The sequence below is a fragment of the Rhizobium sp. WW_1 genome (genome assembly GCF_003610155.1).
GTDB lineage: Bacteria > Pseudomonadota > Alphaproteobacteria > Rhizobiales > Rhizobiaceae > Rhizobium > Rhizobium tropici_A.
This window is the reverse complement of sequence record NZ_RAIN01000003.1, coordinates 262732-287645: the sequence shown is the minus strand read 5'-3', so window position 1 is coordinate 287645 and position 24914 is coordinate 262732. Positions and strand designations below refer to the sequence as shown.

28 protein-coding genes are annotated in these 24914 nt (G+C 61.2%); 18 read left to right on the top strand and 10 right to left on the bottom strand.

What is annotated here, in order from left to right:
* Positions 1–11: 11 nt before the first annotated feature.
* From BJ928_RS11580 to BJ928_RS11570, 3 genes are all read left to right on the top strand, one after another.
* Complete coding sequence (locus BJ928_RS11580) at positions 12–1214, top strand: phosphoglycerate kinase (protein WP_047629091.1); 1203 nt, start codon at positions 12–14, stop codon at positions 1212–1214.
* A gap of 427 nt (positions 1215–1641) precedes the next feature.
* Positions 1642–2721, top strand: a complete 1080-nt coding sequence (locus tag BJ928_RS11575) for a serine hydrolase (RefSeq protein WP_245432285.1) — start codon at positions 1642–1644, stop codon at positions 2719–2721.
* Positions 2722–2919: 198 nt separating this feature from the next.
* The gene (locus tag BJ928_RS11570) at positions 2920–3837 is read left to right on the top strand and encodes a PhzF family phenazine biosynthesis protein (protein WP_047629089.1); all 918 of its coding nucleotides are present in this window, start codon (positions 2920–2922) and stop codon (positions 3835–3837) included.
* Between the two features lie 48 nt (positions 3838–3885).
* Here the strand turns inward: BJ928_RS11570 and BJ928_RS38785 are convergent, their stop codons facing one another.
* Positions 3886–4047, bottom strand: a complete 162-nt coding sequence (locus BJ928_RS38785) for a hypothetical protein (RefSeq protein ID WP_183079395.1) — start codon at positions 4045–4047, stop codon at positions 3886–3888.
* A gap of 227 nt (positions 4048–4274) precedes the next feature.
* Here BJ928_RS38785 and BJ928_RS11565 point away from each other — a divergent pair, with 227 nt between their 5' ends.
* The 4 genes from BJ928_RS11565 (at position 4275) to BJ928_RS11550 (ending at position 8884) form a co-directional block, all read left to right on the top strand.
* A complete protein-coding gene (locus BJ928_RS11565) occupies positions 4275–5549 on the top strand; it encodes an MFS transporter (RefSeq protein ID WP_047629088.1) in 1275 nt (424 codons plus the stop codon).
* A gap of 29 nt (positions 5550–5578) precedes the next feature.
* Entirely contained in the window at positions 5579–5770 is a 192-nt protein-coding gene (locus tag BJ928_RS11560) for a DUF1192 domain-containing protein (RefSeq protein ID WP_047629087.1), read from the top strand.
* A gap of 384 nt (positions 5771–6154) precedes the next feature.
* Positions 6155–6670 (top strand): DUF1465 family protein, encoded by a 516-nt coding sequence (locus tag BJ928_RS11555; RefSeq protein WP_047629085.1) that lies wholly within the window; start codon positions 6155–6157, stop codon positions 6668–6670.
* A 276-nt stretch (positions 6671–6946) separates the two neighbouring features.
* Positions 6947–8884 carry a TetM/TetW/TetO/TetS family tetracycline resistance ribosomal protection protein gene (locus BJ928_RS11550; RefSeq protein ID WP_047629084.1) on the top strand — a complete coding sequence of 646 codons (1938 nt, stop codon included), beginning with the start codon at positions 6947–6949 and terminating at the stop codon, positions 8882–8884.
* A gap of 77 nt (positions 8885–8961) precedes the next feature.
* Here BJ928_RS11550 and rpmE read toward each other — a convergent pair whose 3' ends face one another.
* The gene (gene rpmE, locus BJ928_RS11545; protein WP_015341030.1) at positions 8962–9183 is read right to left on the bottom strand and encodes a 50S ribosomal protein L31; all 222 of its coding nucleotides are present in this window, start codon (positions 9181–9183) and stop codon (positions 8962–8964) included.
* Between the two features lie 192 nt (positions 9184–9375).
* Between rpmE and BJ928_RS11540 the strand changes: the two genes are divergently transcribed.
* The 4 genes from BJ928_RS11540 to BJ928_RS11525 all read left to right on the top strand — a co-directional run bounded on the left by BJ928_RS11540 (position 9376) and on the right by BJ928_RS11525 (position 13313).
* On the top strand, positions 9376–11178 hold the full coding sequence (locus tag BJ928_RS11540) for an ABC transporter transmembrane domain-containing protein (protein ID WP_047629083.1): 1803 nt from the start codon (positions 9376–9378) through the stop codon (positions 11176–11178).
* Between the two features lie 109 nt (positions 11179–11287).
* Positions 11288–11476 carry a YegP family protein gene (locus tag BJ928_RS11535; RefSeq protein WP_047629082.1) on the top strand — a complete coding sequence of 63 codons (189 nt, stop codon included), beginning with the start codon at positions 11288–11290 and terminating at the stop codon, positions 11474–11476.
* A gap of 247 nt (positions 11477–11723) precedes the next feature.
* Positions 11724–12062, top strand: coding sequence for a YciI family protein (locus BJ928_RS11530; protein ID WP_047629081.1), 339 nt, complete (start codon positions 11724–11726; stop codon positions 12060–12062).
* Between the two features lie 6 nt (positions 12063–12068).
* On the top strand, positions 12069–13313 hold the full coding sequence (locus tag BJ928_RS11525; RefSeq protein WP_047629080.1) for a DUF6596 domain-containing protein: 1245 nt from the start codon (positions 12069–12071) through the stop codon (positions 13311–13313).
* A gap of 4 nt (positions 13314–13317) precedes the next feature.
* Here the strand turns inward: BJ928_RS11525 and BJ928_RS11520 are convergent, their stop codons facing one another.
* The 5 genes from BJ928_RS11520 to BJ928_RS11500 all read right to left on the bottom strand — a co-directional run bounded on the left by BJ928_RS11520 (position 13318) and on the right by BJ928_RS11500 (position 18405).
* Entirely contained in the window at positions 13318–14349 is a 1032-nt protein-coding gene (locus tag BJ928_RS11520; RefSeq protein ID WP_047629078.1) for a peptidoglycan -binding protein, read from the bottom strand.
* A 3-nt stretch (positions 14350–14352) separates the two neighbouring features.
* Complete coding sequence (locus BJ928_RS11515; RefSeq protein ID WP_047629077.1) at positions 14353–15396, bottom strand: hypothetical protein; 1044 nt, start codon at positions 15394–15396, stop codon at positions 14353–14355.
* Between the two features lie 133 nt (positions 15397–15529).
* Entirely contained in the window at positions 15530–16330 is an 801-nt protein-coding gene (locus tag BJ928_RS11510) for an inositol monophosphatase family protein (RefSeq protein WP_047629076.1), read from the bottom strand.
* 191 nt (positions 16331–16521) lie between these two features.
* Positions 16522–17742: a tetratricopeptide repeat protein gene (locus BJ928_RS11505; RefSeq protein ID WP_047629075.1), complete on the bottom strand. Its 1221-nt coding sequence runs from the start codon at positions 17740–17742 to the stop codon at positions 16522–16524.
* A 9-nt stretch (positions 17743–17751) separates the two neighbouring features.
* Positions 17752–18405: a thiamine phosphate synthase gene (locus BJ928_RS11500; RefSeq protein WP_047629074.1), complete on the bottom strand. Its 654-nt coding sequence runs from the start codon at positions 18403–18405 to the stop codon at positions 17752–17754.
* A gap of 222 nt (positions 18406–18627) precedes the next feature.
* Here BJ928_RS11500 and BJ928_RS11495 point away from each other — a divergent pair, with 222 nt between their 5' ends.
* Positions 18628–18888 carry a metalloregulator ArsR/SmtB family transcription factor gene (locus tag BJ928_RS11495; RefSeq protein ID WP_015341040.1) on the top strand — a complete coding sequence of 87 codons (261 nt, stop codon included), beginning with the start codon at positions 18628–18630 and terminating at the stop codon, positions 18886–18888.
* Positions 18889–18982: 94 nt separating this feature from the next.
* On the opposite strand, the gene BJ928_RS11490 is transcribed toward BJ928_RS11495, so the two are convergent.
* Together BJ928_RS11490 and BJ928_RS11485 are read right to left on the bottom strand one after the other, a co-directional pair.
* Positions 18983–19366, bottom strand: a complete 384-nt coding sequence (locus BJ928_RS11490) for an NUDIX domain-containing protein (protein ID WP_052227507.1) — start codon at positions 19364–19366, stop codon at positions 18983–18985.
* Between the two features lie 259 nt (positions 19367–19625).
* Positions 19626–19799: a DUF465 domain-containing protein gene (locus BJ928_RS11485; protein ID WP_047629072.1), complete on the bottom strand. Its 174-nt coding sequence runs from the start codon at positions 19797–19799 to the stop codon at positions 19626–19628.
* A gap of 231 nt (positions 19800–20030) precedes the next feature.
* Between BJ928_RS11485 and BJ928_RS11480 the strand changes: the two genes are divergently transcribed.
* The 6 genes from BJ928_RS11480 to BJ928_RS11455 all read left to right on the top strand — a co-directional run bounded on the left by BJ928_RS11480 (position 20031) and on the right by BJ928_RS11455 (position 23963).
* Positions 20031–20234: a DUF465 domain-containing protein gene (locus tag BJ928_RS11480; protein ID WP_047629071.1), complete on the top strand. Its 204-nt coding sequence runs from the start codon at positions 20031–20033 to the stop codon at positions 20232–20234.
* Between the two features lie 19 nt (positions 20235–20253).
* Entirely contained in the window at positions 20254–20748 is a 495-nt protein-coding gene (purE, locus tag BJ928_RS11475; protein WP_047629513.1) for a 5-(carboxyamino)imidazole ribonucleotide mutase, read from the top strand.
* Complete coding sequence (locus tag BJ928_RS11470) at positions 20745–21803, top strand: 5-(carboxyamino)imidazole ribonucleotide synthase (protein WP_047629070.1); 1059 nt, start codon at positions 20745–20747, stop codon at positions 21801–21803. Before purE ends, BJ928_RS11470 begins: the two co-directional genes overlap by 4 nt.
* A 151-nt stretch (positions 21804–21954) precedes the next feature.
* The gene (gene ykgO / locus BJ928_RS11465) at positions 21955–22080 is read left to right on the top strand and encodes a type B 50S ribosomal protein L36 (RefSeq protein ID WP_003582204.1); all 126 of its coding nucleotides are present in this window, start codon (positions 21955–21957) and stop codon (positions 22078–22080) included.
* Positions 22081–22171: 91 nt separating this feature from the next.
* Positions 22172–22801 carry a hypothetical protein gene (locus BJ928_RS11460; protein ID WP_047629068.1) on the top strand — a complete coding sequence of 210 codons (630 nt, stop codon included), beginning with the start codon at positions 22172–22174 and terminating at the stop codon, positions 22799–22801.
* 109 nt (positions 22802–22910) lie between these two features.
* On the top strand, positions 22911–23963 hold the full coding sequence (locus BJ928_RS11455; protein ID WP_047629511.1) for an alpha/beta hydrolase: 1053 nt from the start codon (positions 22911–22913) through the stop codon (positions 23961–23963).
* Here BJ928_RS11455 and BJ928_RS11450 read toward each other — a convergent pair.
* A complete protein-coding gene (locus tag BJ928_RS11450; RefSeq protein WP_047629066.1) occupies positions 23939–24880 on the bottom strand; it encodes a LysR substrate-binding domain-containing protein in 942 nt (313 codons plus the stop codon). The two genes, BJ928_RS11455 and BJ928_RS11450, sit on opposite strands and share 25 nt — an antisense overlap.
* Positions 24881–24914: the final 34 nt, after the last annotated feature.

Below are 24914 nucleotides of genomic sequence, written 5' to 3'. Positions count from 1 at the left end.
TGGACCCTCCCATGGCAGCCTTCAAAACCCTTGACAATCTCAACGACATCACCGGCAAGCGCGTGCTCGTTCGCGTCGACCTCAACGTGCCGGTCAAGGATGGCAAAGTCACAGATGCGACCCGCATCGAGCGCGTCGCTCCGACGATTCTCGAACTGTCGGAAAAGGGCGCCAAGGTCATCCTGCTTGCCCATTTCGGCCGCCCGAAGGATGGCCCCTCCCCGGATCTCTCCCTCGGCCTCATCGTCCCGGCCGTGGAAGAAGTTCTGGATCATGCCGTTCTCTTCGCGTCCGATTGCATCGGCGCTTCGGCCGCCGACGCCGTCGCCAAGATGAACAACGGCGACATCCTGCTGCTTGAAAACACCCGCTTCCACAAGGGCGAGGAAAAGAACGACGAAGCCTTCACCAAGGCGCTCGCCGCCAATGGCGATCTCTACGTCAATGACGCCTTCTCGGCCGCCCATCGCGCCCATTGCTCGACCGAAGGTCTCGCCCAGCTTTTGCCGGCCTATGCGGGCCGCACCATGCAGGCGGAACTCGAAGCCCTGGAAAAGGGCCTCGGCAATCCGGTTCGCCCGGTCGTCGCCATCGTCGGCGGCGCCAAGGTTTCCACCAAGATCGATCTTCTGATGAACCTGGTGAAAAAGGTCGACGCGCTTGTCATCGGCGGCGGCATGGCCAACACCTTCCTCGCCGCGCGCGGCACCAATGTCGGCAAGTCGCTCTGCGAACATGATCTCGCCGACACCGCCAAGCAGATCATGATCGAGGCGGCTTCATCCGGCTGCGCGATCGTTCTGCCTGAGGACGGCGTCGTCGCCCGCGAATTCAAGGCCGGCGCCGACAACGAAGTCGTCGCGATCGACACCATCCCGGCCGACGCCATGGTGCTCGATGTCGGCCCGAAATCGGTCGAAGCGATCAACAGCTGGATCGGTCGCGCCACAACGCTCGTCTGGAACGGTCCGCTCGGCGCCTTCGAAATCGCGCCCTTCGATGCCGCGACCGTCGCGGTTGCCAAATATGCAGCCGAATGCACGAAGTCTGGCAAGCTGACCTCGGTCGCCGGTGGTGGCGACACGGTCTCGGCGCTCAATCATGCCGGCGTCGCCGACGACTTCACCTATGTCTCGACGGCCGGCGGCGCTTTCCTTGAGTGGATGGAAGGCAAGGTCCTTCCGGGCGTCGCCGTTCTGCAGGCGGCCAAGTAAATCAGCAAGCACTTCCAATGAAAAAGAGCCCCGGTCGCGATCTGACCGGGGCTCTTTTGCTTTCCTGCAATAGCCAACCGAACGTTCAGAACAGAGCAAGTCACATCTGCCACAATGACAAGAATAGGTTTGCTGTGATATCGGAAATGAGACCATGTCAAACAGATGTTACGAAAGCACGGCACTAGGTTGTCCCGCTAATAATAAAGGGGCCTAATAGAGGGGTTGCCATATGCTTGCCTGGCGTAGTTTTGTTGCCGTTCTTACTGTATTCTTAGTTGCTCAAGCAAGCATTGCTCACGCCCAGCAGTTGCACGCAGCTGTTCCCGTCTTCTCTCCGACCGGGCCGGACGCCGAAGCTTATGGTGAGAAACTCGGTTATCCCACAGGCCCGTCACTAAACCCACCAATGGGCAAGCAGCAAAACATGATCGGTAACTTCAGCCACGCCGATCAGCTGGCCCCGACGCATACGATCGCTGCGGCCGAACGCCCACTGCCGCTGCTGCGCGCCGCAGCCGAGATTTCGGTCAAGTTTACGTTCGGCAAGGAAGCCGCCTCTCTGGCTAGATATCTCGATACCAATCCCACCACGGGATTGCTGATCGCACACAACGACACGATCCTGTTCGAGCACTATCAATATGGGCGCACCGATCGTGACCGCCTCGTCTCGCAATCCATGGCGAAGACATTGACCGGCATGATGATCGGGATTGCGATTTCCGAGGGTGCCATTCACTCCGTTGACGATACCGTGCAGACCTATGTGCCGGAGCTGAAAGGCACCGAAATGGGTAGCACGCCGATCCGCGCGCTGCTGCACATGGCCTCCGGCATTGCCTTCACCGAAAATTTCGGCAATCCCGACGACAATGTTCGGCTCAGCAACTCCTTGCTCGGCCCGGAAAAGCTCGACCCCATTACGGCCGTATCGCGGTTCAACAAGCGGGTCGCCCCGCCCGACACGGTCTGGCACTATAGCAATCTCGACACGGAAGGGCTGAGTCTCGTATTGACCCACGCCACCCATATGTCGATGTCGGACTATCTCCAGACCCGCATATGGCAGCCGATGGGTGCGGAAGCCAGCGCGAACTGGCAGGTCGACAGAACAGGCCAGGAAGTCGGCTACTGCTGCTTCAGCGCAACACTCCGCGACTACGCCCGCTTTGGCTTGCTGCTCGCCCATGACGGTGCCTTGAACGGCCGCCAGATCATCCCGCGCCAATGGCTGCTGGACGCGACGCAGCCGGTCAAGCAAGGCTCGTTCCTCGCGGTCAATCACGAGACGAACCCGTGGGGCTACGGCTACCAGACCTGGCTCATGCCCGGTCCACGCCGCACGTTTTTCCTGGATGGCCGGGCGGGTCAGCGCATCCTCGTCGATCCGACAACGCATCTGGTTCTCGTTCACACCGCCGTACGAGCGAAGCCGGGCGATACCGGCAGCGCCGAGTTGGTCGAACTCTGGTCCAGCGTGCTGAAACAGTTCCAGAACAATTGAAACGATCGTCATGCGGGCGGCGAGCTTGCCGCACGAAGGATAGAAGGCCTTTCTCCTAAACAATTCCGGATGAAGAGCCATCCTGCATTGTGCCGGAACGGCTCCGGTGAACTTGTCATCGACACAAGTTCACGCTTTCGGGCCTATGCGTGCAACGGCTAAATTCCGGCAGTTCCATCGAAGCTGCCGGGAGCCGCCATGAACACCATTGCCTTTGTCACCGTCGACGTCTTCACCTCCGAGCGCTTCGTCGGCAATCCGCTGGCCGTCATCCCCGATGCGCGCGGCCTGACCGGCGACGCCATGCAGAAGATCGCCACCGAGTTCGGCTATTCGGAAACGACCTTCGTGCTGCCGCCAGACAATCCCGATCACGCCGCACGCGTCCGCATCTTCACGCCGACGGCCGAGATCCCCTTTGCCGGCCACCCCAATGTCGGCACCGCTTTCGCTCTTGGCCAACAGTCGGCGATTTTCGGGAAGCCGGTCGGCGATCGCCTCGTCTTCGAAGAGGATGCCGGGCTCGTGGAGGTAAGCCTTTTGCGCAATGGCGGCGATGTTTCCGGTGCAAGCATCCGCGCACCGGGCCGCCTCACAATCGGCGAGACGATCGCCGACGATCTGATTGCCGGCTGCTTGCAGATCGACCCAGGTTCGATCCTCCACCGGACCCATGCCCCGACCTTCGCATCGGTCGGCCTCCCCTTCGCCTTTGCGGAGCTGGACAGCCTCCAAACGCTCGGCATGGCATGCCCGAATGCCGCGATCTTTGCTCAGGCAGCAGCCAGGCATAAGGAAGACAAGACCGGCTTCTCGCTCTTTGTCTACGTGCGCTCACCTGAAAATCCATGGTCCATCCGCGCCCGCATGTTCGCGCCTCTGGACAATGTGACCGAAGACCCGGCGACCGGTAGCGCATCGGCTGCGCTCGGAGCCTACTTGACCGCCTTGCTGCCGGCGCGGGATGCCGAGGTGAAAATCACCATCGAGCAGGGCGTGGAGATGGGAAGGCGCAGCATCATCGGCATCGATGTCAGGAAATCTGCCGGCACGGTAAATGAAGTCTTGCTGTCGGGCAGCAGCGTCTTTGTCATGCGTGGAGAGATCCAGCTTTAGGCAGCGGCGCATGGCGAGGCTGCCGCCAGAATCTCGGCCTGAAATACGCTAAAACGCCTCGTTGATCAGCAATGCCACCGTCCAGATGGCAAAGGCGAAGATGGCGATCTTCCAGAAATCGGCCCTGCGCTTCAGGCCCGGCAGCCCCAGGGGCTTGATGATATGCACCGCCATGGCGAGCAGGAGCAGCACCGCTATGGCTTTTGTCACGCTATTTTTCCCCGTTTATGCAAGAGTGAGGACAGCCGCGACCAAAAACCGCTGCACTGCTTTCGCGATCATGCTCTAATTGTCATAGGACGGACATTTTTCCGCGCCAACAGACTGTTTCTAAAGGCCGATATCGGCAATCCGGGACACAATCAATAGCGAAATCAGGCAGGTCGGGATTCCTGCCTTATCGGCTCCTCAAGCGGAGCCGCATGAAGGTGGGGAGCATGAAGAGAAATATATTGCCCGTATTGGCCCTGCTGTTCGGCACGCTCTTCCTGTTTACGGGAAACGGCCTGCATAGCCTGTTGCTGCCGGTGCGCGGCACGGCCGAAGGCTATGCGACGACGACGCTCGGTCTGTTGGGCACGACCTGGGCCACCGGCTTCGTGCTCGGCTGCCTGACGGCCCCGAAGCTGGTCAGGCGCATCGGCCATGTCCGTGCCTTTTCGGGCTTCATCTCCGTCATCGCCATCATCGCGCTTCTGACCGGCATCATCGTCGACCCGGTCTGGTGGGTGGCGCTGCGCGCCGTGACCGGCTTCTGCACTGCCGGCACGTCGATGATCATCGAGAGCTGGCTCAACGAGCGAGCCACCAACGAGAGCCGCGGCGCAATCTTCTCGCTCTATATCGGCATTACCCTGATCGGCGCGGTCGCCGGCCAGATGATGGTGCCCTTTGCCGACATCCACACGCCCATCCTCTTCATGATATGCGGCATCTGCTACTGTGTCGCCATGCTGCCGACGACGCTGTCGACCGCCGCCTCGCCGCAGCCGCTGAAGGCAGTCAGCCTCGACCTGAAGGCGCTCTACCGCAACTCTCCCGTTGCCTCGATCGGCATCCTGCTCGTCGGCATCGCCAATGGTGCATACGGCACGCTCGGCGCCGTCTTCGGCGCCAATGCCGGCCTCTCGGAAAGCGATATCGCTCTGATGATGAGCTTGACCATCTTTGCCGGCGCCGTCATGCAGCTGCCGGCCGGCCGGCTTTCCGATCGCATCGACCGCCGTTACGTGCTGGCGGGCATGGCCGCGATCGCCGCGATCGATGGCCTGTTGCTCTTCCTGCTGAAGCCCGGCAGCCCCTTCTTCCTCATCGGCATGGTCGTCGTCTATGGCGCCGTCGCCAACACGCTCTATCCGATCGCCGTTGCCCACGCCAACGACTTCGCCGCGCCGGAGGATTTCGTCAAGGTTTCGGGCGGGCTGCTTCTGCTCTACGGCATCGGCACCATCATCGGCCCGACACTGAGCGGCCCGGTCATGTCTTCCATCGGCCCCTACTCGCTGTTCTTCGTCACAGCGATCGCCCATGTGCTGATCACGGCCTATTCGATCTTCCGCAGCCGCCTCCGCGCCGCCAAGCCGGCGGGTGATCGCGACGCCTATACGACCATGCCATCAGCCAATGCGCAGATGATCACGCCGGAGAGCATGGCGCTCGCACGCGGCGAGACTTCAAAAAAGGACGATATAACTGTAAATTACGGCACCTGATCCCTCGGAAAAGGGAAGGAGGAGCCGAAATGAGCATTTTTGACGATGATCGTCCCAAGCAGCCGTCCGCCCACGAGATCGGCAGCGACCTGTCGCTGCTGTCTGTGGACGAGCTGAAAAGCCGCGTAACCCTGCTCCAGGGCGAGATCGCCCGGCTGGAAGAGGAAATCGCCACCAAGGCCTCCGGCCGCAAGGCGGCTGATAGCCTTTTCCGCTTCTAAAGAGCCTGCTTTCAGGCGCCTGGCACCAGCACAAATCTGTGCGGTGCAGTCCAGGATTAAGGCATGGTCAACCGAATATTAAGCTTTACGACATATTACTATGACCATCCAGATTCGCTCTGGACTCAGACAGTTCCTCCTCTTGGCGAATTGGTCTGATTTTTCTCCCTGTTTTACCTTGAGAGCCGCTTTTGCGGCTCTTCTTTTTTGTCCTGTATCACGGACCTCGCCGAAACTGTGGAGATTAACCCTTTCTTAAGAATCGCCTTGCGAATTTCAGTTAAAACAACCATCTTAAAGTCATAAAAGCGGATGCCGAAAGCTCTTAGGGACTTGACCGGCTTTTCCTGAACAAAAGTGTTGCGTGAAGCAGGGATTTATTCGATGTCGGAACTTGGGTTGAACACGATCAGCTTTGCTGGCCACGCCGCATCGTCGGCACAGTTCAGGGCGCTCTATTCTGAAGGCATGTCGCTGGTCGAGGAAACCGCCGGCTATCTCGATGGCCAGGGTCGCGCCGCTTCCAAGGTGCTGCCCCGCATGGCCTCCGTGCTCTACGCAGCGGAATCCATGCGGCTGACCACCCGCCTCATGCAGATGGCCTCCTGGCTGCTTCTGCAGCGCGCCGTCAACAACGGCGAAATGTCGCGCGATCAAGTATTGGCCGAAAAGAACAAGGTACGCCTCGACGGCTTCAACGTCGACCGCAACGCTCCGGGCTGGAATGACCTGCCGGAATCCTTCCGCGATCTCGTGGAGCGCTCGCTGCGGCTGCAGAACCGCGTTGCCATTCTCGACCGCGAAATCTACCGCCCGACGGAGCCCGCAATCGTTCCGGACAACCAGAACAGCGTCAAGGCACAGCTGACCCTGCTGCAGACGGCCTTCGGCGGCAACTAAGCCCCCCGGAAGCATCGCTGACAAATTTGAACCGGTCGTGCTTGTCGCGGCCGGTTTTGTTTTGGACAGTCACCCAACTCTCCGAAAGACCATGCGCAAAGTTAAGCTGTAAGTAGAAACCGGGCAAAGCTTGACGGATTCCGCGAAACATCTGTAAAAAAGGCCCGCCCGTCTCTCAAGGACGGGCAAGCCGATATGGAAGCTACGTGGAGGACCCAATGCGCCGACTCACTTCTCACGAAAATCACATCCGAAATTCTGAGAAGATGATGGACCATGCGCACATTGAATCTGGGCATCCTCGCCCATGTAGACGCGGGCAAGACTAGCCTTACTGAACGACTCCTTTTCGACACCGGCATAATCGACAAGCTCGGCAGCGTCGACGCCGGCAGCACACAGACCGATAGCCTCGAGCTTGAGCGACAACGTGGCATCACCATCGCTGCGGCGGTGGTTTCCTTCACCATCGGCGACGTGATGGTGAACCTCATCGACACGCCGGGCCATCCCGACTTCATTGCCGAGATCGAACGCATTCTGCAGCTGCTCGACGCAGCCGTGGTCGTCGTGTCGGCGGTCGAGGGCGTGCAGCCGCAGACCCGCGTGCTCGTACGGGCGCTGCGGCGCCTCGGCATCCCCTTCCTGTTCTTCATCAACAAGGTCGATCGCCTCGGCGCGCGCTATGACGACCTGCTTGAGGATATTGCGACCCAGTTGGCCGTTCGCCCCGTGGCAATGTCGATCACCCATGATGCCGGCAGCAGGCTCGCGACTGTGGAAGCTGCCGATATTGGAAGCGATCCCCACTTCTCGCGCCTATGCGAAACACTTTCAGTCAACGACGAGGACTTGCTGGAGGACTACGTTCTGGCTCCCAAGCGCCTGACGCGGCAGAGGCTGGACCAGTCCCTTGCCGATCAGGTGGCGAAGTCCCAGATCCATCCGGCATTTGCCGGCGCGGCGACGCGGGGCCTTGGCATCTCAGCCTTGATCTCGGCGATCGAGACCCTGTTGCCCAGCCGGCATCCGGACCCTGACCGCCCGGTTTCCGGGACAATCTTCAAGATCGAGCGCGGCTGGGGCGGCGAGAAGCTCGCCTATCTCTACCTGGCGTCGGGCACGATCGGTCTTCGCGACGATATCGAAGCGGCGAACGGCCCGGCAAAGATCAGCAGCCTTCAGCTTTTCCGGGACGGCCGGGCAGACAAGGTCGCGCAGATGAGCGCGGGACAAATCGCCAAGGTCGGCGGCCTTGCGAATGCCCGGATCGGCGATTGGATCGGCATCGAGAGGCCGCCCGGCACGCTTCGCCACTTCGCGCCGCCCACCCTGGAAACCTGTATCCGCGCCATGCGCCCATCAGAAAATGCCGCACTCTGGCTGGCTCTCGGTCAGCTCGCAGAGCAGGACCCGCTCATCAACCTGCGTGCCAATGAGGAAACGGGTGACATATATGTCTCGCTCTACGGCGAGGTACAGAAGGAGGTCATCCAGGCAACGCTGTCGGCCGAGTTCGGCCTCGACATCGCCTTCGAGGAAAGCACCGTCATCTATGTCGAGAGGCTGGCGGGAACGGGAAGCGCGGTCGAATTGATATTCAAGGAGCCCAATCCATTTCTCGCAACCGTCGGCTTGCGCGTCGAGCCGCGGCCGGAAGGCGCCGGCAACAGTTTTGCCCTGGAGGTCGATATCGGTCAGATGCCCGCAAGCTTCTATCGGGCAGTCGAGGAGACGGCGTTCGAAACGCTGAAGGAAGGTGTCCTCGGATGGCAGATCATCGATTGCCACGTCGCCATGACAGCGGCGCGGCAGACCTCTCCCGCGAGCACAGCGGTGGATTTCCGCAAGCTGACGCCGCTTGTGCTGGCAACAGCGCTATCATCGGCGGAAACGATCCTCTGCGAGCCCATCGAGCACTTTCATATCGAGATACCGGCAACGGCTTTGGCCGGCATGCACAGTCTGCTGGCGAAATCCGGTGCCTCGATGAGAAAATCGCTGATCGACGAAGGGCTGGCGCGGCTGGAAGGAATGATGGCATCCTCGATGATCCAGGTCATCCAAAGGCAATTGCCGGGATTGTCAGGCGGAGCGGGCGTCTTGGATCACGTCTTCGATCACTATGCGCCGCTGAACGGCCAGCCGCACCGGCGAGCACGCGCGAGTGCAAATCCGTTCGACCGTGCCGATTACCTCAGGCGTATGAGGTGAAGCGATACGCTATATTTCCGACGCAAAAAAGCCCGGCCAAGCCGGGCTCTTTTTTCAAACAGCAAATCGCGATGCGATTAGATGCCGAGACCGCCGAAGCGCTTGTTGAACTTCGAAACGCGGCCGGCACGGTCCATCAGCTGCTGGTTGCCGCCGGTCCAAGCCGGATGAGACTTGCTGTCGATTTCGAGGTTCATGACAGCGCCTTCAGAACCCCAGGTCGAGCGGGTTTCATATTCGGTGCCGTCGGTCATGACTACCTTGATCGTGTGGTAGTCGGGATGAATGTTGGCCTTCATAACAATCTTCCTGTCATGCCAGGGTCCATTTGTCGCAAGCCATTGCGGCAACCGAACCGATTGAATAAATGAAGCCGCAGTCCGTTAAAGGCCACGGCTTCCAATTAAGATGGCGTGCCTATACATGAAGGCAGCGGCGATAACAAGGGGCGAAACGTCAAGTCCCTTGCTGATATGGGGATTGGAGACGACTTGTCAGAGACTGGCCAGGCTGAGGAAAAGAAAAACCGATCAATCCGTCCTCTCGGACGACTGGCGCCCTACCTCAGACGATATCGAGGCATGGTGACAGGCGCGATCATATCCCTCGTCATCGCCGCCGTTACTTCGCTTGCGCTGCCGGTCGCCGTCCGCCGCATGATCGATCACGGCTTCGACCAGGCCGATCGTGGTCTGGTCGACAGCTATTTCGTCGCCATCATGATCATGGCCCTGCTGCTCGCCGCTGCGAGCGCGCTGCGCTATTACTTCGTCATCTCCATCGGCGAGCGCATTGTCTCCGACATGCGCCGCGAAGTGTTCGATCACGTCACGCGCCTCTCGCCCTCCTTCTTCGACGTCAATCAATCCGGCGAGATCGTCTCGCGGTTGACGGCCGATACGACACAGATCAAGTCCGCGGTCGGCGCCACGGCCTCGGTGGCGCTGCGCAACCTCATCCTCTGTTTGGGCGCGGTCATCATGATGATCGTCACCAGCCCGAAACTGTCGAGCATCGTGCTGATCGCCATCCCGATTATCGTCCTGCCGCTCGTCAGCTTCGGCCGCTCCGTGCGCAAGCGTTCGCGGGCCGCGCAGGAGACATTGGCGCAGGCATCGGCCTATGCCAACGAGACCATCGCGGCCAACCGCACCATTCAGGCCTATAATGGCGAGGATGCCGCCGCGCAGCGTTACGGCAGCGCCGTCGAGGACGCCTATCGGGCCGCCCGCGCCGCAATCAGGTCCCGCTCGCTGCTGACGGGCTTTGCCATCGCCATGGTCTTCGGCAGCATCGTCGCGGTTCTCTGGGTCGGCGCGCAGAATGTGCTTGCCGGCACCATGTCGGCCGGCACGCTCGGCCAGTTCCTGCTCTATTCCGTCATCGCCGGCTCTTCGCTCGGCTCGCTGTCGGAAGTCTGGGGCGAGCTGTCGCAGGCCGCAGGTGCTGCCGATCGCCTGAGTGAGCTGCTTGCCGAAGTCTCGCCGATCGCGCCTCCGGCCAATCCCCTGCCCTTGCCGCAGCCGCCGCAGGGCCGCGTGGAATTCTCCGATGTCCACTTCTTCTACCCGTCGCGGCCAAACAGATCGGCGCTGCACGGGCTCACCTTCTCGGTGAAGCCTGGCGAAACCGTCGCGATTGTCGGCGCGTCGGGTGCGGGCAAGAGCACCATCTTTTCGCTGCTGCTGCGCTTCTACGATCCGCAGAAAGGCCGCGTCGCCCTGGATGGCGTCGATGCCCGCGACGTGATGCCGGATGCGCTTCGCGAGCGCATCGCCATCGTGCCGCAGGACACGACGATCTTTGCCGCCTCGATCCATGACAACATCGCCTTCGGCCGCCCCGGCGCCTCCCGCGACGACGTGCGCGCCGCTGCGATCGCCGCGCAGGCGCACGAGTTCATTTCCCGCCTGGAAGAAGGATACGATACCGGAGTGGGTGAGCGCGGCGTCACCCTTTCCGGCGGCCAGCGTCAGCGCATCGCCATTGCCCGCGCGATCCTGAAGAACGCACCGATCCTGCTGCTCGACGAGGCGACATCGGCGCTCGATGCCGAGAGCGAAACGCTCGTTCAGAAGGCGCTGGAGGGTTTGATGGAGGCGCGCACGACCCTCGTCATCGCCCATCGCCTCGCAACCGTATTGAAGGCCGACCGCATTCTGGTGCTGGATCAGGGCCGCATCGTCGAGGAAGGCACGCATCAGAGCCTGATCCGCCATGGCGGCATCTACGCCAAGCTCGCACGCCTGCAATTCGATGCCGGCATCGAGGAACACATGCTGATCGCGAAATAGCGCCAGCAGTGTCCCGGCGCCGCAAATACAACCATATGGAAATAGTCTCGAAGTTGAGCTAGATTTTTCGCGTTATCCCACGCTGACGCGATTCTAGGAGACGAGAACCATGTATAAATTTGAAGTCTACAAGGACAAGGCCGGCGAGTTTCGCTTCCGCTTCAAAGCCTCGAACGGCGAAATCATGTTCGGGTCCGAAGGCTACAAGGCAAAAGCTTCGGCCCTGCATGCCATCGAATCGATCAAGGCTCACGTCGGCGGCGCTGCCATCGACGACCAGACCACCGCCACCGCATAATTCCTCGCGTCGCGCTTTCGCTGCAAAGCCATTCACGGCCGGCTGCCCTTGGGCATGCCGGCCGTTCTGTCTTCACAAGAATAAATTTCAGAAAATCCGGCAGCCCTGTCGAAATCATCCTTGCCAGCGGCTCATTGTATCGAAGCGGCAGAACGTCGTTTCGCGGACGGCGTTGCTCATTCTGGAATGAGGTCCAAAATGATGCGTCGACCGGTCTCCAGCCAGAACAGCGAGTGGGAGCAGTTCCATGCAATATGCCTTGATCATTCGAGAATCCCCTGACGATTTCAAACGTCGCGACGATCCCGCCTACAAGAATGGCTGGGTCGCCTACACGCAGGCCCTTGTCCAGGCCGGCATCATGACTGGCGGCGCCGGGCTGACTCCGCCCGAGACGGCAACCGTCATCCGTCGCCGCGGCGAAGATCATGACGTGCAGGACGGCCCCTTCCCCGAAGGCAAGGAGCAGCTCGGCGGCTTCTATCTGATCGACGTGCCTGACCTCGACGCGGCGCTGGAATGGGCCGTTCGGGTTCCGATCTCGCACGATGGCTCGGTCGAGGTCCGGCCGCGCCTCCAGATGTAGTCCGCGATGCTATCCGATGCCCAGTGCGCCACCGAACGGGTGGCGCGTCAATCCTACGGCAAGCTGATCGCCTTTCTCGCGGCGCGTTCGCACGACGTACCGGCGGCGGAGGACGCCTTGTCGGAAGCCATCGCAGCAGCGCTGCGCAACTGGCCGGAACGCGGCATTCCCGACAGCCCGGAAGCCTGGCTGCTGGTCGCCGCCCGCCGCAACCTGCTTCGCGGCATTCGGCATGAATCCGTCAAGGCCGCGGGTCGCGACCGGATAACAATGGCGATGGAAGAAGCGGAGGAGCGCATGAACGCGGATCATCCGACCTTTCCGGACGAACGGCTGAAGCTGCTCTTTGCCTGCACCCATCCGGCGATCGACACCTCCATTCACGCGGCATTGATGCTGCAAACCGTGCTCGCCATCGATGCCGCCACCATAGCGAAAGCTTTTGTCCTGTCGCCAGAAGCCATGAGCCAGAGGCTGGTGCGGGCAAAGATCAAGATTCGCGAAGCCCGCATCCCCTTCAGCGTTCCGGAACCACCCGTGCTGCCGGAGCGGCTGTCGGGCGTGCTCGCCGCCATCTATGCCGCCTATGGCCTCGGCTGGGAGGGCCTCGGAGAAAGCGAAAGGCAAGGCTCTCTGGCCGACGAAGCCATCTGGCTCGGCCGTGCGCTGCATGCAACCCTGCCTGAAGAGCCGGAGGCGATGGGCCTGCTGTCGCTCATGCTCTACAGCCACTCCCGCGAAAGCGCCCGGCGCGATGCCAGCGGGCAATATGTCCCGCTCGGCGAGCAGGAGACGGTTCTCTGGAATGCCGACATAATCGGCGAGGCCGACGGGCTGCTGCGAAAGGCCGGTTCCTTCAGCCGCTTCGGTCCGTTCCAGTGTCAGGCAGCAATTCAATCCGTGCATGCCGAACGGCGACGATCCGGCACCACCGACTGGCCGGCGCTCGCCAAACTTTACGAGGCGCTCCTGATGCTGAAGCCAACGATCGGGGCTCGCATCGGCCAGGCCGCTGTGGTCGCCGAGATACGAGGCAGCGGTGCCGGACTGGATCTCCTCGACCGCATGGCTGAGCGCGATATCCGCACCTATCAACCCTATTGGGCCGTTCGCGCGCATCTGCTCACGGAGGCCGGCGATACGAAAAATGCAAGGACCGCCTATCGCTCGGCAATCGGGCTAAGCAGCAGCGAGGCAGTGCGGCAATTTCTGCTGCGACGCCTCGCCTCCATCTCTCCGAACAACAACTGACCGATTATTTTTCCGTCAGCTTCAGCTCGATGCGGCGGTTGGTGGCGCGGGCATCCGGCGTGTCGCCGGGTGCAATCGGCTGGAATTCGCCGAAGCCGGCCGCAACCAGCCTGTCGGCGGGAACGCCCTGCGCGATCAGGAACTTGACGACGGCGATGGCGCGCGCCGACGACAGCGCCCAGTTGTCCGGATAACGGCCATTGCCCGAAAGCGGCACATTGTCCGTGTGGCCGTCGACGCGCAGCACCCAATTGATCTCAGGCGGAATTTCCTTGGCGAGATCGATGAGGGCGGCCGCAAGCTTCGTCATCTCCGCCTGCCCGGCCGGATTGAGATCGGCCGCACCGGACGGGAACAGCACTTCGGACTGGAACACGAAGCGGTCGCCGACGATGCGGATATTGTCGCGGTCGGACAGGATTTCGCGCAGGCGGCCGAAGAAGTCGGAGCGGTAGCGGTTCAGCTCCTGCACGCGCTGCGCCAACGCCACGTTCAACCGCCGGCCGAGATCGGCAATCTTCACCTGAGACGACTGATCCTTGGATTCGGATGCCTGAAGGGCGGCTTCGACGGCGGCAATCTGGCTGCGCAAGGCGGCAATCTGCTGATTGAGGAGATCGACCTGGCTCAGCGCTCGCGCGCTGACCTGCTTCTGCTCGTCCAGCTCCTGCGAGAGTGAACCGGCACGCTGCTCGGCCGCCTGACTATTGCCGGAACCGGCGGCAAGCAGCGCCTGCAGCCTCGATCGCTCACTCTCAGCCGAGGACAGCGATGCCTGCAGATTGGCGACGGCATCTTCCAGATCTTGCTTGCCGCCCTTTTCCAGCGCCAGCTGCTGCACCAGGTCGTTAATGCGGCTGTTGAGCCGGTTGAGGACCTCGTCTCGTCCGGAAATTTCACGGCTGAGGATGAATTGGCCGACGACGAACACCGTCAGCAGGAACATGATGGCCATCAGAAGCGTGGACAGCGCATCGACGAAGCCGGGCCAGTAGTCGACGCTTCTCTGGTGGCGTCGGTTGCGGGCGAGCGCCATGGCTTACTTGCTCCCGGTCTTCTCGGTGTGACTGATCCGGTCGGCGAGGCGGTCGAGCGTGCGGCGCATCGATTTGGCCTCTTCCTGCTGCGCCTCGATCCAGTCGCGCAGCATCTGCTGCTCGTTGCGCATGTTTTTGACCAGGCCCTGAATGCCTTCGGCAAGGTTCGCCATGGCCGTCACCGAGCGCTGGCCGCCGCCCTCATCGGCAATCTTGCGCAGATAGTCCGAAAGCGCACGCACATCCTCCGAGGAAGCGCCGGCGGCATTTTCAATGACCGGCGCGATATCGGACCCGACATCGGTGACGGAGGAAAGCCAGTTTTCGAGCTCGGTATAGAATCGATTCTGCGCGCGGCCGGCCTGCAGATCGAGAAAGCCGAGAATCAGCGAGCCGGAAAGACCGAGCAGCGAGGACGAGAATGCCGTGCCCATGCCGACCAGCGGGCCGGAAAGGCCTGACTTCAGCGCGCTCAGAATATCGCCGCTGTCGCCGGTGCCGGCGTCGAGACCCTGGATGACGTCATTGATCGAGCCGATGGTGCCGATCAGGCCCCAGAAAGTGCCAAGCAGGCCGAGAAAGACGAGGAGGCCGATCAGATAGCGCGAGGTGTCGCGCGATTCGTCGAGACGCGTGGCGATCGAATCGAGAATGGAGCGCAGCGTCGCCGTGGAAAGCTGCATGGCGCGACGGTTGCCGAGCAGCGCCCGCATCGGCGCCAGCAGCCGCGGATTACGACCGACCTTGTCCGCATTGCCCACGGCACGGAAATGATTGAACCAGCGAACCTCCGGCCTCAGCATCAGCACATGGTTGAAGACGAGCAGGATGCCGACGACCAGAACGCCGACGATCAGGCCGTTTAGGCCCGGATTGTGCAGGAAGGCGACCTGGGCCTGACGGAACAGGATGGCGACGATGAAGCCGACGATGACGAGGAAAAGAACCATCGTCCAGAAGAAGGCCATCGGGCTTGAGAGCTTGTAGGCGTAGCTGCCCGACACATTGTCGGTCGAGCCCAGATCCGCCAGTTTCACATTTTCCATCACACGCTCCGCCACCGCATTTTCCGCAGGCGGAGACTAGAGCAACATTGTGCCGAATTGAAGAGACGGAAAGCACAAAACAGCCCGTTGGCAACAGACTGTTTTATCGCTCGAAAAGCAGCGGAAGCTAAACTTATTTCGTCGGGATCGGCCGCTTGACCACTTCGGCGAGCGCCTTCTGGATGTGCTCGTTGCCGCAGATGATCGAATTGGTTCCGAGCATGTCGGTGCCGCCGTTGAAATCGGAAACGAAACCACCGGCTTCGCGGATCAGGAGAATGCCGGCTGCGATATCCCAGGGAGACAGGCCGGTCTCCCAGAAACCGTCGAAACGGCCTGCCGCCACATAGGCAAGATCGAGCGATGCGGAGCCGAGACGGCGGACGCCGGCGACCTCGCCCATGACATGGCGCAGCTCGACAAGGAACTTGCCGTGATTGCCGCGGCCGAGATTCGGAACGCCGCAGCCGATGACGCTGTCCGACAACACGCGGCGCGAAGCGACGCGCAGGCGGCGATCGTTGAGAAATGCGCCGCCACCACGCTCGGTCGTGTAGAGCTCGTCGGTCGCCGGATTGAAAATCACGCCGGCGACGATCTCGTCATTGCGCTCGAGCGCGATCGAGACGGCAAACAGCGGAATGCCGTGCAGGAAATTGGTGGTGCCGTCGAGCGGATCGACGATCCAGCGATGCGCGCCGTCGGTGCCCTTGACCTCTTCACCTTCCTCGCCGAGGAAGCCGTAGGTGGGGCGTGCCTTCATCAGCTCGTCGCGGATGATCTTCTGCGCCTTCAGATCCGCCTGGCTGACGAAATCGCCCGGTCCCTTCACGGAAACCTGCAGGTTCTGCACTTCGCCGAAATCGCGGCTGAGCGACTTTCCTGCCTTGAGGGCAGCCTGAACCATGACATTGAGAAGAGCAGAACGGGCCATCGGGTTTCCTTGGATAAAGCAGATAGCGCTGACCGGGCCCGAAATCAGGCCCCGACGGGGCGGGAGCGTCAGCGGAAATAAAAGATTGGCGGCCTCAAGACCATAAAATCGGGGGAATTTCAAGTGGTGAGGCTATGGCACGTTCAAACTGGTGTCACATCAGGCCCGATAGGACCCGATTTAGTCCGCTATTATCGCGCCCGCCGAAACTTGTTGGCGGCGTCGATAGCTGCCTTCTGCTGATAATCCTCGATGCCCTGGTAGAAATCCTCGAGCTCGGAGTCCTTCAGGCCGGCGCGACGGGAAATGACATACCAGGTTGCCCCCGCCACCCGGTCCTGCTTGGTGCCGATGGCGTTGATATAAAGATGCGCCAGCTTGTTTTGCGCGACGACGTTGCCGCGATAGGCGGCGACGCGCATCCAGTTGAAGCCGTTTTCGAGATCCTGCTTGCCGCCAATGCCGTTGATGAGCCAGAGGCCCATATCGAGCTGCGCGGTATCGAAGCCGGCATTGGCAGCGCGCGACAGCCATTCGCGCGCACGCGCCTTCTTCTCCGGCGGCAGATCGGGAAGGTTCAGATAAAGCTGCGACACGGCGTACTGCGCATCGGCAATGCCCTGCTCTGCGGACTTCTCGTAGTAGGGAAGCGCCATCTGCAGGCCCTTCACACCGGGATTTTCAGCCGTCAGCATCTGCGCGACGTTGAATTCCGCCGAAGCCTGGCCGGCTTCGGCAGCCTTCCTCATCCACTCGTCGGCCTTTTTCTGATCACGCGGTACGTCGCGCCCTTCCATCAGAATCAGCGCATATTTGAACATCGACGTCGGGTCACCGCCCTCGGCCGCCTTGCTGTACCAGAAGGCCGCGTCCTTCGTGTCGCGCTTGACCCCCAGGCCCTGCGTCATCAACTCGGCGATCAGGGTCTGCGCGGCCGGATCGCCAAGCTGCGCCCTCGGCAGCGCCCTCTGAAAGGCGGTCAGGTAATAGCCACGTTGAAAGGCGCCATAAGCATCGTCCACCTTGCCCTTGAACGGCTTTTCCGGCGGCAGATCGGGCAATTTCGCCCCCATGCGCTCGAAAACACCGACCCCCTGGGATGGCTTGATGTCGCTATCGGCCTTGGGCTCGGCGCCGGGCTGGATCTTTTCCGTCTTGAAGGTGCCGGCATCGGCACCGAGCGGACGCGTCACGAGGTTGTCGTTGGGCTGCGGCGCATCCGGCACCGTCGTATCGTCATCGGACTGCGCGTTGCTATCCGACTGCGCCCCCTTGTCCGAAGGCTCCGAGACGCCCGGCAGCGACGGATCACCATTGCCCGATTGCGCGACCGCCAGCAATGGGAATGCCCAAAGCCCGGCGGCGAGTACGGCAAGGAAGGATCGATGGCGGAATCGAGGCATGGACGACATGAATCGCTATCAATCCTCAAACCGTGGCGCTTTTTCGTCCAGAAGCGCATTCACTTCGGCAACGATGGACGGGGCTGCCGCTGGATCGGCAAAAACAGCCTGATGCAGGGCGACGAACTCTGCGCCCGTCAAAGCCACCTCGAGCGCCGACTTCGGGTCGGTACCGCCCATGACGATGCAGGGAATTTCGATCATCGAGGCCCACCATTCGCCGAGCGCCAGGTTCTTCGGATGCGCCTCGGGCTTGATGTCGCCATCGAGCTTGCCGAAGAATATGTAGTCCGGCCTAAGTTCGCCGATCTCCAGAGCACTGTGCCTTTCGGCAGCGCTGCCGCCGCCGACGATCAGCTTCGGCACGAATTTTTCCACTGCTTCGGTGAGTTCGGCGAGATTGCCGGCAATATGCAGCCCATCCGCCTTGGCCCGGCCCGCCACGCGACTGTCGCCGGAAATCAGCGCCGCTGCCCCTGCAGCCTGAATGATCGGCACCAGCTTTTCGGCATGTTTCTGGAAGGTGCCGTCATCGAGGCCATATTGCGGAAGAATGACCGAGGCCACGTCTCCGCCCCTCAGCGCATCGGCCACCACCTTCGCCCGCTGCTCGATATCGGCGATGTCGGGAACGATGAGAACGAGGCGGCAACGATCTTCGGGCACGGTCATAAGGGCTTCCATGGTTTCGGTCCCCATCGTCAGCGATGGCGCACCGGTTCGATAGTCGTGAGTAAATCCGTTAGCTCTCTCTGACAAGAGGCAGCGGCCGAAACCGCTAACTCGCCACGAGCGGCGCCGGCAGCGCATACCCCGTGCGCGGCCGCTCTCACAATATATCATGCAGCGCACAATTAACTTGCCGCCCCTTGGTGTTTGACGTAGCTTTCGCGCATGTCGACCATGGACCCTTTCGCAGCCATCGCGGACCCGAACCGGCGTCATCTGCTGGAGGAATTGCGCCGCGCACCCAAGACGGTCAACGAACTGGCGCAGGGCCTGCCGATCAGCCGCCCGGCAGTCTCCCAGCATCTGAAAGCCCTGCTCGACAGCAATCTCGTTTCCGTCACCAATGAAGGCACGAAACGCATCTATGCGGTCAACAGCCGCGGTTTCGACAAGCTCAATTTATGGCTGGATCAGTTCTGGTCCTGAAGGGACTGTTCGCGTCTGCGGCATTCCGGAAAATTGCGGAATTCGCTGGCGCCAACGGCGACGCCAGAACTACCGCGGCCCGCCCCCGTCCGGACTAAGCCACGGAGAGGAACTTCATAACTTCCGGATGGGCTAGCGGCGTTGGGAAGTTCGCACTGTCCAATGCTACCCATGCCAAATCGATATGTTCATCCCCGATCAATCTGGGCTCCCCTTCCAACCAGCCGGTCACCTCGTACAAGTGGTAGATCGTTTCGCATTGGCTGTCTTCGAAGCAACCCAAATAGCGGAAGACAACAGGTGTAACGCCGACTTCTTCGCGAGCCTCTCGTACAAGCGTGACATCGAGGGGTTCATCCGTCTCGGCGTGGCCGCCAACCAGATCCCAGTGCTCCGGATAATGCCGCTTGCTTGCGGCACGACGCACCATCAATACCCGGCCGCCCTTGATAAATGCCGCCAGTACGATCGTCGTCACACCATCATCTCGGAATCTTGCGTCCGACACGTCGCAAAATGTGCCGGATGACCGCAACGGGCTCAAAAATAATCATTGGCAGCATTCGCTGCCTAAAATGAGAAAATTGCGCCAACCCCTACCCCTGACGATGTGACGCTGGCGCATCCGCTTTGACGGAAATGCACATCGATCCTGGTTGGGAAATTGCCTTAAGACCTTTCGATCAGCCTGTCTTGCCCCCAAGATCGATGGCTTTTTGAACTGTGGAAGCGTTGCCTCAGTGGACCGAGGAACGCAGACGCTGGATTTCGTCCTTGACGCGCAGTTTCCTGCGTTTGATGTCTGCTATTTCAGTATCATTGCTAGAGGGAGATGACATTGCCAGATGCAGCGCCTCCTCGAGCGCGACATGTTTCTTTTCGAGCGATTCAAGATGAGCTTGAACAGTCATATGACCCTTCCTTCCTCTTTCAGAGCCCTGACCATCCATTCGCCAAGGCTCTAGGTGTCAACCTTCTCACTGTGCCATAATATGCAGCCTTTGTCGAAGGCGAAAACGTGGCCTATAGGCGGCAAATTCGTGATGAAGGATAACTTCCCGTTATCGCCATTTGGTGATAGGAGCTTGCGGAATTCAGGAGGCGGAACGAATGCGATTCCGCGATATGCTGGGGAAATGAACATGGCCGATCAGGAACAGGCGGAAATCAGGCTGATCGTGGCGCGGCTGCGCCAGGAACACGAGGATTATGATGCCGCAATCAATGCCATGATCCAGACGGGCTGCGATGCCCTCCGCGTCCAGCGCATGAAGAAGAAGAAGCTTGTCATCAAAGACAAGCTGACCAAGCTGGAAGACCAGATCATTCCCGACATTATAGCCTGAGGAGCACAACGGAACGATGATGACCGAAAGACCGCCTGTCGCCATCATCATGGGAAGCCAGTCCGACTGGGAGACCATGAAGAATGCCGCAGACACCTTGGAAGTGCTTGAAATCACCTATGATGCGCGCATCATTTCCGCTCATCGCACGCCGGACAGGCTGGTGAGTTTCGCCAAGGGCGCCAGGGACGAGGGCTTCAAGGTCATCATTGCCGGCGCCGGTGGCGCAGCCCATCTGCCTGGTATGGCGGCATCCATGACGCCCCTGCCCGTCTTCGGCGTGCCGGTGCAGTCCCGCGCGCTCTCCGGGCAGGACAGTCTCCTCTCCATCGTGCAGATGCCGGCGGGCATTCCTGTCGGCACGCTTGCGATCGGCAAGGCCGGTGCGGTCAACGCCGCCCTGCTCGCCGCAGCCGTCCTCGCGCTTGGCGATGAGGAGATTGCCGAGCGCCTCGACGAATGGCGCGCGCGCCAGAGCGCCGCCGTTGCCGAATATCCGATGGACGACCTATGAACGCAAAAACGATCGGCATCATCGGCGGCGGCCAGCTCGGCCGCATGCTGGCCATGGCGGCTGCGCGGCTGAATTTCCGCACCGTCGTCCTCGAGCCGCAGACGGATTGTCCGGCGGCCCATGTCGCCAACGAACAGATCGTCGCAGCCTATGACGATGCGGCCGCCCTTGCCGAGCTGGCCAAGCGCTGCGATGTCGTGACCTACGAGTTCGAGAACGTTCCCATTTCCGCCGCCGAAGAGCTCGCCCGGCAGGTCACGGTCTATCCGCCGCCGAAAGCGCTGGAAATGGCGCAGGACCGGCTGACGGAAAAGAGCTTCATCAACGGCTGCGGCATTCCGACGGCCCGCTTCCATGCCGTCGACAGCCAGGCCGATCTCGAAAGGGCACTGGCCGATTTCGGTGGCCAGGGCGTGTTGAAGACCCGACGCCTCGGTTATGACGGCAAGGGGCAGCGTGTCTATCGCTCTGCCGCCGAAAGCGCCGAGGGTGGCTATGCCTCCTTGGGCAATGTGCCGCTGATTCTCGAAAGCTTCGTATCCTTCGAGCGCGAGATCTCCATCATTGCGGCGCGCGGCATCGACGGAACGGTTGCCTGTTACGATCCGGCCGAGAACGTCCATCGCAACGGCATCCTCCACACCTCGACGCTGCCTGCCAGGATTTCGCAAGAAACAGGCGTGGCTGCCCGGCAAGCTGCGGAAAGGATATTGACGGCGCTCGGCTATGTCGGCGTCATCGGCATCGAGTTCTTCGTGCTTGCCGATGGCAGCCTGATCGCCAACGAAATGGCGCCGCGCGTCCACAATTCCGGCCACTGGACGGAAGCCGCCTGCGTCATCTCGCAGTTCGAGCAGCATATCCGCGCCGTCGCCGGCCTGCCGCTCGGAAATCCCGATCGTCATTCGGATTGTGTCATGACCAATCTGATCGGCGACGACATCCTGGCACTGCCGGAATGGCTGTGCCTTGACGACACGCTGGTGCATCTCTATGGCAAGACCGAAGCCCGGCCGGGCCGCAAGATGGGCCATGTCACGCAGCTTCTCCGCTAAGAGTAGCGGGAAAAAGCCCTGACATGGTTGACAGCGAACGGTCGACAGGGTATTTGCTCCCCACCCTAAAGAGCGCGCCCTGAGCGCGCTTTTGATTGTTAAAGACCCGGGCGAATGTGACATTCCCCCTCGAACATCGCGGATCAGAAAAATGAAGATCAAGAATTCGCTCAAGTCGCTCAAGGCGCGCCATCGTGACAACCGTCTCGTCCGCCGCAAGGGCCGCATTTACATCATCAACAAGCTGAACCCGCGCTACAAGGCTCGTCAGGGCTGATATAGCGCGCGGCTCCGATCCCATGGATCGGACGCTCAGTTTTAGTTGATCGCATCAAATTCGGTTTGATCTTCGACATTGGCGGGCTACTATGCCCGCCATGCGCGTTTTTGCTTTGCCATATCTAGCCCTGCCGATTCTCCTCGCTCTGACTGCCTCCGCGCCCCATGCGGCGCTGGCGGATGAGCCTGTGCCTGTGGAAAAGCAGAATCCTGGCGATTCCTCCGGCACTTTGTCGCCCAAGCAGCAGCTCGACAATCTGTTCACGGCGCTGAAGCGGCAGCGCGACCCCGATCAGGCAAGCCTGATTGCCGACCAGATAAATGCCGAGTTCAGCGACTCCGGCAGCGCCACCATCAATCTTCTGATGCAGTGGGCCGACAAGGCCATTCAGGACAAGCGCAATGGCGCGGCCATGGATTATCTCGATCAGGTGATCTCCCTGAAGCCCGACTATGTCGAAGGGTGGAACCGACGAGCCACGCTCAACTTCGCGATCGGCGACTACCGCAAGTCGATGGAAGACATCAATCAGGTCCTGCGAATAGAGCCACGCCATTTCGGCGCGCTGGCCGGCATGGCGGCGATCCTGACCGAAACCGGCAACGACGCCCAGGCTCTGAGGGTCTGGGAGCGTTTCCTCGATGTCTATCCGGCGAATCGATCGGCCCAGCAAGAGGCGGACAAGCTGTCGGAGAAGATTGCCGGCAGCCGAACCTGAGTTTTCGACGGCAGCCTTGCTCATGCCGGCATCGAAATCGCGCCCGGTGGGGTGAAAAGCTGCGGCAATGCACTAAATGAGTGACTGACGATATTTGATCCGTGCCGAAATGATCGATTCTCTATTCGCCGTCATCGTTCTGCTCCTCGTCTTCGCCGCAGGCTTTTCCGCCTATAAGACCCGTGCGATCGAGCAGGCCTATCCCAATATCGGCGAGCTGACCGATATTGGCGGCTACCGCCTCAACGCCGTGCATCTGCCACGACCGAAGACAGCAGACCTGCCAGCCCTCATCTTCATACACGGCGCCAGCGGCAACCTGCGCGACCAGTTTGAAGCCTTCGCCGGCCCCTTGAACGGCCGCGCCGAAATGCTGTTCGTCGACCGTCCCGGCCATGGCTATTCCGAGCGCGGGGCAGCCGAAAACGCCCTTCCTTCCGGTCAGGCCGATGCCATCGCCGGATTGATGGACAAACGCGGCATCAAGAGCGCCATCATCATAGGCCATTCCTTCGGCGGTGCGATTGCCGCCGCCTTCGGCATGCGCCATCCCGACAAGACCCAAGGGCTGCTGTTTCTTGCGCCGGCAACGCATCCCTGGCCCGGCGGCGTCGACTGGTACTATACGCTTGCCGCCACGCCGGTCTTCGGCTGGCTCTTTACCCAGACATTCGTCATCCCGCTCGGCTTGCGCCGGGTCGAGACCGGCACGCTCAGCATCTTCCGTCCGAACACGAGGCCGGCGGACTACATCATGAAGACGGCGCCAGAACTGGTGCTTCGGCCGCAGACCTTCCGCAACAACGCCATCGACGTGGTCAATCTGCTTGCCTATGTCTCCGCCCATGCGCCGCGCTACAGCGAGATCAAGGCACCCACGGTCATCATCACCGGCGACAGCGACGATGTCGTGCTGGAGGAATTGCATTCACGCGGGCTTGCGCGGGATATTACGGGCGCCGAACTCATCACCATCCGCAATCTCGGCCACAAGCCGGATTACGTGACGACGGATGTCGCGATCGCCGCCATGGAGCGATTGGCGGGCCAGCCACGCGATCTGCAGAGACTGGCGGCACAAGCGGAAATCCGCATCGCCAACCTCGCCGGGGAAGTTTCCGGATCGAGCGCCGTGTCTCAGGCCGTCACGACATCATCGTAAGGCGCATCCTGAAATATCCGGCTGTGCGGCACGGTCTCGATCGTCTGCCGCACCGCCTGCAGCATGATCGACGCCAGCCGCTCCGTCGCCGGGCTCGCCTCCGCCTCGGCACGATGCAGCACCAGATCAAGCGTGGGCAGGACCGGCAGACCGGCCTCGCCCGGCGTCATCTGCCGCACCTTCGGCGGCAGGCCGAGCGGCGTGCGCAGCGCCAGGCCGAGCCCGGCCGCCGTCGCCGCCCAGAGCCCTCCAAGGCTCGGGCTGACAAAAGATATCCGCCAGCCGATTCCGGCCCGATCGAGCGTCTTCGTGGCGATGTTCCGCAGCAGACATGGAGCTTCGAGTGAGGCAAGCGGCATGACCTCACCGCCATCGGCGTGCCACTGCACCGCGCCATTCGCCGGGCCGACCCAGCAGAGCGGCACTTCGGCGATACGATCCGTATGCTCCGTGCGAAAGCCATCACTCCAGGCAAGCGCCAGATCGAGCTTGCCCGACGTCACCCGCTCCACAAGCTCGACATTGCGCACCACGCGCGCCTCGATGCGCACCTTGGGATGCGCGCGGGCAAAGCGGCCCAATACTTCCGGCAGCAGCGTCTCCCCGAAATCCTCCTGCAAGCCGAGCCGCACCCAACCTTCCAGCTCCGTCCCGTGCAGCGCCGTAGCCGCCTCGTCATTCAGGTCCAGCAGCCGCCGCGCGTAACCAAGCATCGTCTCGCCGGCCTCCGTCAGCGCCAGCCCCCGGCCAGCCTTGCGGAAGATCGGCATGCCCGCCTGGTCCTCAAGCTTCTTCAGCTGGGCGCTGATGGCAGAAGTCGAACGCCCCAGCTTGTCCGCCGCCTTGGCATAGCTGCCGAGATCCATGCCGGTGACGAAGCTGCGCAGCACATCGAGATCGAAGATGACCTTTCGCACGGATAACCATCCATATTTTTAGGACTATAAATCC

Coding starts and splice junctions, on each gene's coding strand:
- BJ928_RS11580 (WP_047629091.1), top strand. CDS start 12: ATGGCAGCCTTCAAAACCCTTGACAATCTCAACGACATCACCGGCAAG.
- BJ928_RS11575 (WP_245432285.1), top strand. CDS start 1,642: ATGATCGGTAACTTCAGCCACGCCGATCAGCTGGCCCCGACGCATACG.
- BJ928_RS11570 (WP_047629089.1), top strand. CDS start 2,920: ATGAACACCATTGCCTTTGTCACCGTCGACGTCTTCACCTCCGAGCGC.
- BJ928_RS11565 (WP_047629088.1), top strand. CDS start 4,275: ATGAAGAGAAATATATTGCCCGTATTGGCCCTGCTGTTCGGCACGCTC.
- BJ928_RS11560 (WP_047629087.1), top strand. CDS start 5,579: ATGAGCATTTTTGACGATGATCGTCCCAAGCAGCCGTCCGCCCACGAG.
- BJ928_RS11555 (WP_047629085.1), top strand. CDS start 6,155: ATGTCGGAACTTGGGTTGAACACGATCAGCTTTGCTGGCCACGCCGCA.
- BJ928_RS11550 (WP_047629084.1), top strand. CDS start 6,947: ATGCGCACATTGAATCTGGGCATCCTCGCCCATGTAGACGCGGGCAAG.
- rpmE (WP_015341030.1), bottom strand. CDS start 9,183: ATGAAGGCCAACATTCATCCCGACTACCACACGATCAAGGTAGTCATG.
- BJ928_RS11535 (WP_047629082.1), top strand. CDS start 11,288: ATGTATAAATTTGAAGTCTACAAGGACAAGGCCGGCGAGTTTCGCTTC.
- BJ928_RS11530 (WP_047629081.1), top strand. CDS start 11,724: ATGCAATATGCCTTGATCATTCGAGAATCCCCTGACGATTTCAAACGT.
- BJ928_RS11525 (WP_047629080.1), top strand. CDS start 12,069: ATGCTATCCGATGCCCAGTGCGCCACCGAACGGGTGGCGCGTCAATCC.
- BJ928_RS11520 (WP_047629078.1), bottom strand. CDS start 14,349: ATGGCGCTCGCCCGCAACCGACGCCACCAGAGAAGCGTCGACTACTGG.
- BJ928_RS11515 (WP_047629077.1), bottom strand. CDS start 15,396: ATGGAAAATGTGAAACTGGCGGATCTGGGCTCGACCGACAATGTGTCG.
- BJ928_RS11510 (WP_047629076.1), bottom strand. CDS start 16,330: ATGGCCCGTTCTGCTCTTCTCAATGTCATGGTTCAGGCTGCCCTCAAG.
- BJ928_RS11505 (WP_047629075.1), bottom strand. CDS start 17,742: ATGTCGTCCATGCCTCGATTCCGCCATCGATCCTTCCTTGCCGTACTC.
- BJ928_RS11500 (WP_047629074.1), bottom strand. CDS start 18,405: ATGACCGTGCCCGAAGATCGTTGCCGCCTCGTTCTCATCGTTCCCGAC.
- BJ928_RS11495 (WP_015341040.1), top strand. CDS start 18,628: ATGTCGACCATGGACCCTTTCGCAGCCATCGCGGACCCGAACCGGCGT.
- BJ928_RS11485 (WP_047629072.1), bottom strand. CDS start 19,799: ATGACTGTTCAAGCTCATCTTGAATCGCTCGAAAAGAAACATGTCGCG.
- BJ928_RS11480 (WP_047629071.1), top strand. CDS start 20,031: ATGGCCGATCAGGAACAGGCGGAAATCAGGCTGATCGTGGCGCGGCTG.
- purE (WP_047629513.1), top strand. CDS start 20,254: ATGACCGAAAGACCGCCTGTCGCCATCATCATGGGAAGCCAGTCCGAC.
- BJ928_RS11470 (WP_047629070.1), top strand. CDS start 20,745: ATGAACGCAAAAACGATCGGCATCATCGGCGGCGGCCAGCTCGGCCGC.
- ykgO (WP_003582204.1), top strand. CDS start 21,955: ATGAAGATCAAGAATTCGCTCAAGTCGCTCAAGGCGCGCCATCGTGAC.
- BJ928_RS11460 (WP_047629068.1), top strand. CDS start 22,172: ATGCCCGCCATGCGCGTTTTTGCTTTGCCATATCTAGCCCTGCCGATT.
- BJ928_RS11455 (WP_047629511.1), top strand. CDS start 22,911: ATGATCGATTCTCTATTCGCCGTCATCGTTCTGCTCCTCGTCTTCGCC.